Source organism: Blautia sp. HCP3S3_D9 (assembly GCF_052063845.1).
Taxonomy (GTDB): domain Bacteria; phylum Bacillota; class Clostridia; order Lachnospirales; family Lachnospiraceae; genus Blautia_A.
In genome coordinates, this window is record NZ_JBQHWS010000153.1 from 1 (window position 1) to 7,013 (window position 7,013).

Genomic DNA, 7,013 nt, shown 5'->3' on the forward strand with positions numbered 1-7,013 from the left:
GGTTTCCTGTTGGCTCATCTGCCAGAAGGATGTCCGGACGGTTAACCAGAGCTCTGGCCAGGGCGACTCTCTGCTGTTCTCCACCGGAGAGTTCGTCCGGGAAAGATTTATATTTGCCTGCAAGGCCAACTTCCTGAAGTACTTCAGGAACACGTTTGCGGATAACTCGTGTCGGACGGTTGACTACTCGCTGAGCAAATGCTACGTTCTCATATACGTTTCTGTCTTTCAGGAGTCGGAAATCCTGAAACACTACACCAAGTTTACGGCGGTATTTGGCTACTCGTCTATGTTTCATTTTCTCCAGACGCTCACCGCTTACGATGGTCTGGCCGGATGTGGAATCCAGTTCTTTCATGAGAAGTTTGATCAGGGTTGTTTTGCCTGATCCGCTGTTTCCTACTACGAAGACGAATTCGCCCTTATCTATATGTAAGTTCGCATGGTTTACGGCCGGAAGACCAGGACCGTAGGATTTGCTTACATCTATTAGGTCTATCATAGATTTTTTCCTCCAAGGGGTTCATGTTTTTGTAACAATATTGTAATATATGTTTTTGGGGATTGCAAGTGGGTTTTTGAGGTTTCATAGAATGTTCATAGTTTTTCTCAGTAAGGGACGACAGGAAATTTATTGGTTGCGAAGGCGGTTTCGGAGTCTAGTAATTCTGCAAATGCCCTCGCAACCAATAAATTTCCTGCCTGTTACTTTGCTGTGGAACTGTCTCGCTATGTAACATTTTAAATTATATAACTGCATATCCTTACTGCAATCTCGAATTCTAACTATACACTGTGAAATAAGATTTGTAAAGAGAGAAAATGCCTGCTGCAGTAATTGGCACTGCAGCAGGCATTGATGTGTTCCTTCTATTATAATGTATTAATACTCTAGTGTTTCCATATACTTCATAAATTGTTTAACCGTCTCTTTTATGTATTCTGGTTATATCTATTATAACCTAATATTGTTACAAATCCAGTATTTATCAGTGTTTCAGTAATTATCTCATATCCTACAGTTTTCTATCATATTCTGTAGATTTCTGTACGCGGTAGACAAATGGTTGACAAAAACGATGATACAATAGTCTCCCGGCAGATGGGTACTGCCGGGATTTCTTCCTATTATAATATGGTTTAGAATCATAGAGAACATATTGCCATTTCGGTTCTTTTATTTCAAGCTTCCTGTATGCTCTTTATTTTTCTTTAATAATAGCATCAAATCCAGCTTTTTTCAATTTGTCCACCATCTCCTGCGCATTTTTCTTATCTGCATAGGTACCAACCTGGACATAGTATTTTACTGATGCCGGCTTTTCGGATGTACTTCCGGTATTGCTGTCTTTTTTGTCAGTTGTGGAAGTATTTCCGGAAATGGATTTTCCAAGGATTCCTTCTGCAATCAGCTTCGCATGAGCATCGAAGCCCAGTTTCTTTGCTTTTTCATAATCGCTCTTTGAGTCGCAGAAGAAGCTCTCAATCAGGACTGCTTTTGCCTTTGTCTTTCTGGTCCAGTACAGACCTGTTTTGATCTGCGGTCCTCTGTTGTCCCAGATGGTTCCAAGTTTTTCGCAGATTCTTGCAGCTACTTCTTTTCCTGCTTCATTATAGGCGTATGCTTCGCAACCGTGTGCGGATCCGTTGAATGCGTTCAGGTGAAGCTGGACGGACAGATCATAATTCTGTTTTCCTTCTTCTCCGATGAAGTAGTTGATCTCATCGTTCAGAGAATGGAGCTGCCCTTCCGGAGCAATGCATAAAGTTGCTTTGTGTCCTGCTTTCTTTAACCATTCTACTACATAAGGGGCAAGCTCTTTGTTGTACTTGTATTCGTTAACACCGCCGTAGCCGGTACCGTCAGCTGAAGAAATAACTCCATTACCATAATTGGCATGACCTACACAAATAAAAAAGTTCATAATATCCTCACTTTCTGGTTCTTCCGAACCTGATAATATAGTATTTAAGATTCTGATGATCTGTTCCCCGTATCCTTTTCCTGCTGCCCATCCAGCGCCATTTGGATTCTCCTGAATTCCAAGCCATTCTACATATGGAGCAGACTCCCTGGTTACGTAATCAAATCTTTTGTCTATACATTTCTGGTTTAACTTTTCTGATGATGCATAGGCTTTTAAATGCTGGATCTGTGCCCGAATGCCAAGCTGCGGTGTTTCCCATGAATTTCCTTTCATGCCATTTTGCGTAACACCAAGTCCTGCAAAATTGTTCTGATCCAGCGTTACTGCTGACCCCTTGAAAGTAAAATTTCCAGTTTCCAGGCACGACTGGGCAAATGCAATATCGCCTCGTACTCCCTCGATAGCTCCTTCTGTAAGATACAGGGGAATCATTTTTATTACAGACTCTGCAACTGTCGGATTTACTTTCTCAATATAATTCCGAAGCTGATCAATGGTCGCTTGAGCCCGTCCCATAATCTTTAACATTTGTTTTTCCTCCATAGAAAAAGGGATGATTACTCATCCCTCTAAATCATTCGTCTTTATTCGTCTGTTTTACAATCTGGTTCACATATGTAGAAAGTCCTGCGATTAAGATTCCCTGAGTGACCGCTGTAAAAATTGCCATTGCAATATCCTGGCCACTACTACAGGTACAGGTGGCAAATACATAGATTGCGCAGATCACTATGCTGACTCCGCCTAAGATAAGTGGAATGTACTTATCTTTTACTGCCTGGGCCTGTTTGAGGGCCATGCCTACGAAATATAAGGCAATAGCTACTACGATGAGTTCTGGTTTTACGTAATTTGTAAGCTGTTCCATAATCAATTCTCCTTTCTGGGTATCTCCCTATTGACTTTTCTTCGTTGCTCTTCTATTCTAGTATTACAGGAATTAATCATATCTTTTTATAGAAAGGAGAGACAAATATCATGTTTACTAAATATCCTGACGGAACTTGGGCTTGCAGTTCCGTAATTCGTGCAACAGATCTTATCAAAATAGCTAATCAAATTTTTAAAGACAATATGCAATACGTACATATTTCTGTTAAATCAAGTGAAGATGAAGGCCAAGATGGTCTCGTCGAAATATCAGCAATACCTTCTGCTTCATCTGACGATGTAAAAAAATATGATTCTATTGATCTTTTTACTGCTGTTGATCCCGATGTATTTGAATTCTTTGATTAACTTCAATATTTTCAGTTAAGGTTTTTACTTTTTGCAGGCCATTTTTAGTTCTTCTATATATGGCCTGTTCTGTTGTAACAAGTTCAATCATTTCACCTACTTTTGTTATATTCATAAGTTTCTCCATATTCATTTCTCTCACCTCCTATCTTTTTAACAAGAATTTATCTCACCTCTTTTCTTTTATCATGGTTGCTCATTTGTCTCATTTATGCGACAAACTGACTAAAAAAATATCATTTACCTCGTCACGAGAGAGATTAAGCTCTTTCGAAATCAAATCAGCTTCTCTGATGGTAAGTGTCTCTCCATCTGCATTGAATTTCCTGTATAAGGTCGTTCTATCAATACCTATCAAGTTTGCAAGCTCAGAAGTGTTCAAGCCGCATTCCACTATTTTCCCTCTTAGTTTATTTACATTTACCATTTTCTTGCCTCCTCTTTTCTCATATCTGCGACTACATTTACAATATCACCTTAATATTTCTTTGTCAACCCTATTTTCTCATTTTTGAGATTTTTTACGCATATTTATCACTTATATGTTGCAAATTTGCGAATCATATGTTATTATACAAAGCATAGGAGGTGCCGATATGAATACAGGAGATCGGATAAAGCAACGTCGAATAGAACTTGGTCTTACAGCTGATGATTTAGCTCAGAAAATTGGCAAGTCACGAGCCACAATATATAGATATGAAAACGGAGATATAGAAAATATGCCAACGCCCATTTTAGAACCTTTAGCCAGAGCATTAGATACTACTCCTGCTGATTTAATGGGTTGGAAATCTACTGCTGACGTCCCTATGGAAAGAGTTCCCAATAAGGTAGAATCTGTTCAGAGTTCTTCCGTCTCTGCTCAGTGTAAGGAGATCATAGAAGTATGCAATCAGTTGTCTCCTCATAACCAGAGAAAGGTTCTCGCCTACTCTAAGAACCTTCTCTCCACCCAGCAGATGGAGGAAGATCTTCTTGCAGCTCATGCCCGGACAGATGTTGAAGCTACTCCTGAAGGACATAAGAAGGATATAGATATTATGAATGATGATAGCAAATGGGAATAGAAAGGAGATGTTATTATGCTTTATCCATTTATGACACTAAATGACAATACAGAGATTGTTCATTCTGAATCTCTTCAGAAAGACGGTAAAGAACAGGTTGAAGTCCGTATTGAAAAACCTGTTTACGGCGGATTCCATTCCGCTTCATGTTGGTTGCCTGATTATAAGTGGGAAAATATTGATGGATTCTCTGATGAAGAAATTAAATATTTTCAGGATTATCTGGCATCTGTTGCACACATTATTATGCAGTTAGCCCGTGAAGGAGGATTTGAAGGAGGTATGGATAATGCCTCGAGTTTTTAAAATTGGTTCTTATATCATATATTTCTGGGTAAATGAAAATGATCCTTTAGAACCAGTACATGTCCATGTATGTGAGGGAGTTCCGTCTCCTACTGCAACCAAAATATGGATTACTCGAAACGGTGGCTGTCTTCTTTGTCATAACAAATCAAAGATTCCAGCTAAACAGCTTCGATTCATTATGCAGACTATAGAGGCTCGAAGTAAAGATGTCCTTGACCTCTGGTATGCAACATTTCATCAGATTAGCTACTACTGCTAATCTATACCATTTACTTAAAGGGGTGATCCCAATTGAATTACGAACAGTTACTGACTGCTGCCGATCAGGAAGGATTGCTTGTAAAAGAGCAACCTCTTACTGAGCATGACGGCCTAATCCGCGGCAGGCGTGTTGCTATCAGACAAAAAATCACTACTCAAAAAGAAAAATCATGTGTCCTGGCAGAAGAACTGGGGCACTACTATACTTCCTCTGGAAATATTTTGGATCAGACTAAGATTGAAAATCGCAAGCAGGAATACCGCGCGCGACTTTATGGGTATAATCTGAAAATCGGACTTACTGGTCTAATCAGGGCCTACGAAGCAGGATGCAGAAATCTTTATGAGATGGCTGAGTATCTGGATGCTACGGAAGAATATTTAATGGAAGCTATCGATTGCTACAAGTCAAAGTACGGATTATGTACATCTATCGATAATTACATAATTTATTTTGAGCCATTGGCAGTGATAAAGCTAATTTCTATTGAATAACCAAAATAATCCACACATCTTTATAAAGAAGATATTTCAACATTCTCTTCATTATACTTGTCTATTACGCTTTATAGTAGTAAAATAATTTATCATACAAGTTTTCACATATATTGATGAATTAATTCGCCTTGGCGTTTTAATAAATATTCCATTTAGGAGGATCAAAAGATGAAAAAGAGAATTTTTGCCATCCTGTTAGCTGGCACGCTCATCTTATCTTCTTCACCACCCGTATTTGCAGATGAAAAAGATGATAAGATTGAACAACTCGAATCTCAAATCTCAGAAATGCAAAAAACAATAGATGAGCTTCAAAAGCAACTTGACGAAGTTTCATCCGGAGCCAAATCTACTTCCCAAGATACATATAGAATTGGAGAATCCTATGTAGTGGAGGGGCAATGGAAAATTACAGTCGACTCTGTTGAGGCAACCGATGACCGTAATGAATATAGCGATAAAAAACCAACTGCTGTTTATCTTATAACATACACCTATGAAAATCTTGGTTATGACGATGATATCATGAATGGATTGTACATAAGTCTGGACGATGGAATTGTTGACAGTGCTGGGAAAATGGGATATTCATATCCGGGAGATATCTCAATGTATCCACAAGAAACGCCTGTTGGAGCTTCCTGTCAGGCTCAAGCATGTATCGGTGTTGATAATGCTGGAAGTTTCAAAATTAACTTTTATAATTACGACAGTAATGGTCAAAAGCAATCAGCTGTTTTTGAAATTGATGTTTAATTTAACACGGAGGGGATAAAATGAAAACTTGGAAATTAGTATCTGGAATCTTATCAATTGTATTATTTTTTATGGTTGCATTTCAGTCATGCGCTGCTGGTCTTAGTAATTCTTTAAGTGAAACAGGTGAAGTGAGTGGATCTGCTGGAATCATCGTTGCTATCATGCTTCTTGCTGGCGGCATTGTATCTATTGCAACTCGCAAGGGTAGTAAAGGTGGTAACATTGCTCTTATCGTATTATTCGGTATTGCTACTTTCTTCGGATACACATTGGCAGGAAGTTTCTCTGATTTAAGAATCTGGGCGACTTGGTGTTTAGTCAACGTTATTTTAGCAATTGTATCTCTTGTAAAACAGAAATAATAAATAAAAACCGTCCCTGTGTTACCAGCACAAGGACGGCAATCGGAATCTCCGAAGAGATCCCTTTCTTTTGGCAAAGATATTGTATCATCTTCGGAGCAGTTACACAAGCCAAACGTTTGTGTGGCTGTTATTTTTATACCCAAAATTAGATAAGGAAGGTGATATCATGGGAGAATTACGTACGAGAAAACGTGGAAAGGGATGGGAGTACAGCTTCGAAAGTGCCAGAGTGGATGGAAAGAGGAAATCTATCTCAAAGGGAGGTTTTAAGACCAAGGCAGAAGCTCTTGCCGCTGGCACGCAGGCAAAAGCAGAATATGATAGTGCAGGTGTTGTATTTAAGCCATCTGAAATGTCTTTGTCTGATTATCTGGATTTCTGGCTTAAAGGGCATATTAAAAGTAACTTCACTGATAATACCTACGATGCTTATGAATCAGCCATCAGGTTACATATAAATGCTAACTTCTCATTATTGTTAGGGTCGGGCGGAATCGACCACCCAGAGTCGCTTAGAATTAACCATTTTTAGTCGGATAGAAAAAGCCATTGTATTTTCCTTTTCGTGTTCTAAAATGATGTAT

13 protein-coding genes and 1 pseudogene are annotated in these 7,013 nt (G+C 38.9%); 8 read left to right on the plus strand and 6 right to left on the minus strand.

Annotation, left to right across the window (positions count from 1 at the left end; genetic code table 11):
* The 4 genes and pseudogenes from ACTNES_RS18275 to ACTNES_RS18290 form a co-directional block, all read right to left on the minus strand.
* Nucleotides 1-502, minus strand: a 502-nt coding sequence (locus tag ACTNES_RS18275; protein WP_441040316.1) for a cell division ATP-binding protein FtsE, incomplete at its 3' end; no start/stop codon positions are given.
* 700 nt (nt 503-1,202) lie between these two features.
* The gene (locus tag ACTNES_RS18280) at nt 1,203-1,925 is read right to left on the minus strand and encodes an N-acetylmuramoyl-L-alanine amidase (RefSeq protein ID WP_291817617.1); all 723 of its coding nucleotides are present in this window, start codon (nt 1,923-1,925) and stop codon (nt 1,203-1,205) included.
* 33 nt (nt 1,926-1,958) lie between these two features.
* Nucleotides 1,959-2,450: pseudogene (locus ACTNES_RS18285) on the minus strand (glucosaminidase domain-containing protein); the annotation flags it as partial.
* A 52-nt stretch (nt 2,451-2,502) separates the two neighbouring features.
* The gene (locus ACTNES_RS18290) at nt 2,503-2,796 is read right to left on the minus strand and encodes a phage holin family protein (RefSeq protein WP_291817570.1); all 294 of its coding nucleotides are present in this window, start codon (nt 2,794-2,796) and stop codon (nt 2,503-2,505) included.
* Between the two features lie 110 nt (nt 2,797-2,906).
* Between ACTNES_RS18290 and ACTNES_RS18295 the strand changes: the two genes are divergently transcribed.
* Nucleotides 2,907-3,167 (plus strand): hypothetical protein, encoded by a 261-nt coding sequence (locus tag ACTNES_RS18295; protein ID WP_291817573.1) that lies wholly within the window; start codon nt 2,907-2,909, stop codon nt 3,165-3,167.
* On the opposite strand, the gene ACTNES_RS18300 is transcribed toward ACTNES_RS18295, so the two are convergent.
* Together ACTNES_RS18300 and ACTNES_RS18305 are read right to left on the minus strand one after the other, a co-directional pair.
* Entirely contained in the window at nt 3,127-3,300 is a 174-nt protein-coding gene (locus ACTNES_RS18300; RefSeq protein ID WP_291817575.1) for a hypothetical protein, read from the minus strand. The two genes, ACTNES_RS18295 and ACTNES_RS18300, sit on opposite strands and share 41 nt — an antisense overlap.
* A gap of 72 nt (nt 3,301-3,372) precedes the next feature.
* Complete coding sequence (locus tag ACTNES_RS18305) at nt 3,373-3,594, minus strand: XRE family transcriptional regulator (RefSeq protein ID WP_291817577.1); 222 nt, start codon at nt 3,592-3,594, stop codon at nt 3,373-3,375.
* A 169-nt stretch (nt 3,595-3,763) separates the two neighbouring features.
* Between ACTNES_RS18305 and ACTNES_RS18310 the strand changes: the two genes are divergently transcribed.
* From ACTNES_RS18310 to ACTNES_RS18340, 7 genes are all read left to right on the plus strand, one after another.
* Complete coding sequence (locus tag ACTNES_RS18310) at nt 3,764-4,237, plus strand: helix-turn-helix domain-containing protein (RefSeq protein WP_291817580.1); 474 nt, start codon at nt 3,764-3,766, stop codon at nt 4,235-4,237.
* A gap of 15 nt (nt 4,238-4,252) precedes the next feature.
* The gene (locus ACTNES_RS18315; RefSeq protein ID WP_118571526.1) at nt 4,253-4,543 is read left to right on the plus strand and encodes a hypothetical protein; all 291 of its coding nucleotides are present in this window, start codon (nt 4,253-4,255) and stop codon (nt 4,541-4,543) included.
* Entirely contained in the window at nt 4,527-4,805 is a 279-nt protein-coding gene (locus ACTNES_RS18320; RefSeq protein WP_291817586.1) for a DUF4160 domain-containing protein, read from the plus strand. Before ACTNES_RS18315 ends, ACTNES_RS18320 begins: the two co-directional genes overlap by 17 nt.
* 32 nt (nt 4,806-4,837) lie before the next feature.
* A complete protein-coding gene (locus ACTNES_RS18325; RefSeq protein ID WP_291817588.1) occupies nt 4,838-5,302 on the plus strand; it encodes a hypothetical protein in 465 nt (154 codons plus the stop codon).
* 171 nt (nt 5,303-5,473) lie between these two features.
* The gene (locus tag ACTNES_RS18330; RefSeq protein WP_291817590.1) at nt 5,474-6,061 is read left to right on the plus strand and encodes a coiled-coil domain-containing protein; all 588 of its coding nucleotides are present in this window, start codon (nt 5,474-5,476) and stop codon (nt 6,059-6,061) included.
* Between the two features lie 20 nt (nt 6,062-6,081).
* A complete protein-coding gene (locus tag ACTNES_RS18335) occupies nt 6,082-6,426 on the plus strand; it encodes a hypothetical protein (RefSeq protein ID WP_291817592.1) in 345 nt (114 codons plus the stop codon).
* 169 nt (nt 6,427-6,595) lie between these two features.
* A complete protein-coding gene (locus tag ACTNES_RS18340; RefSeq protein WP_441040317.1) occupies nt 6,596-6,961 on the plus strand; it encodes an Arm DNA-binding domain-containing protein in 366 nt (121 codons plus the stop codon).
* Nucleotides 6,962-7,013 lie beyond the last annotated feature (52 nt).

Coding starts and splice junctions, on each gene's coding strand:
- ACTNES_RS18330 (WP_291817590.1), top strand. CDS start 5,474: ATGAAAAAGAGAATTTTTGCCATCCTGTTAGCTGGCACGCTCATCTTA.
- ACTNES_RS18315 (WP_118571526.1), top strand. CDS start 4,253: ATGCTTTATCCATTTATGACACTAAATGACAATACAGAGATTGTTCAT.
- ACTNES_RS18340 (WP_441040317.1), top strand. CDS start 6,596: ATGGGAGAATTACGTACGAGAAAACGTGGAAAGGGATGGGAGTACAGC.
- ACTNES_RS18310 (WP_291817580.1), top strand. CDS start 3,764: ATGAATACAGGAGATCGGATAAAGCAACGTCGAATAGAACTTGGTCTT.
- ACTNES_RS18295 (WP_291817573.1), top strand. CDS start 2,907: ATGTTTACTAAATATCCTGACGGAACTTGGGCTTGCAGTTCCGTAATT.
- ACTNES_RS18280 (WP_291817617.1), bottom strand. CDS start 1,925: ATGAACTTTTTTATTTGTGTAGGTCATGCCAATTATGGTAATGGAGTT.
- ACTNES_RS18320 (WP_291817586.1), top strand. CDS start 4,527: ATGCCTCGAGTTTTTAAAATTGGTTCTTATATCATATATTTCTGGGTA.
- ACTNES_RS18290 (WP_291817570.1), bottom strand. CDS start 2,796: ATGGAACAGCTTACAAATTACGTAAAACCAGAACTCATCGTAGTAGCT.
- ACTNES_RS18335 (WP_291817592.1), top strand. CDS start 6,082: ATGAAAACTTGGAAATTAGTATCTGGAATCTTATCAATTGTATTATTT.
- ACTNES_RS18305 (WP_291817577.1), bottom strand. CDS start 3,594: ATGGTAAATGTAAATAAACTAAGAGGGAAAATAGTGGAATGCGGCTTG.
- ACTNES_RS18300 (WP_291817575.1), bottom strand. CDS start 3,300: ATGAATATGGAGAAACTTATGAATATAACAAAAGTAGGTGAAATGATT.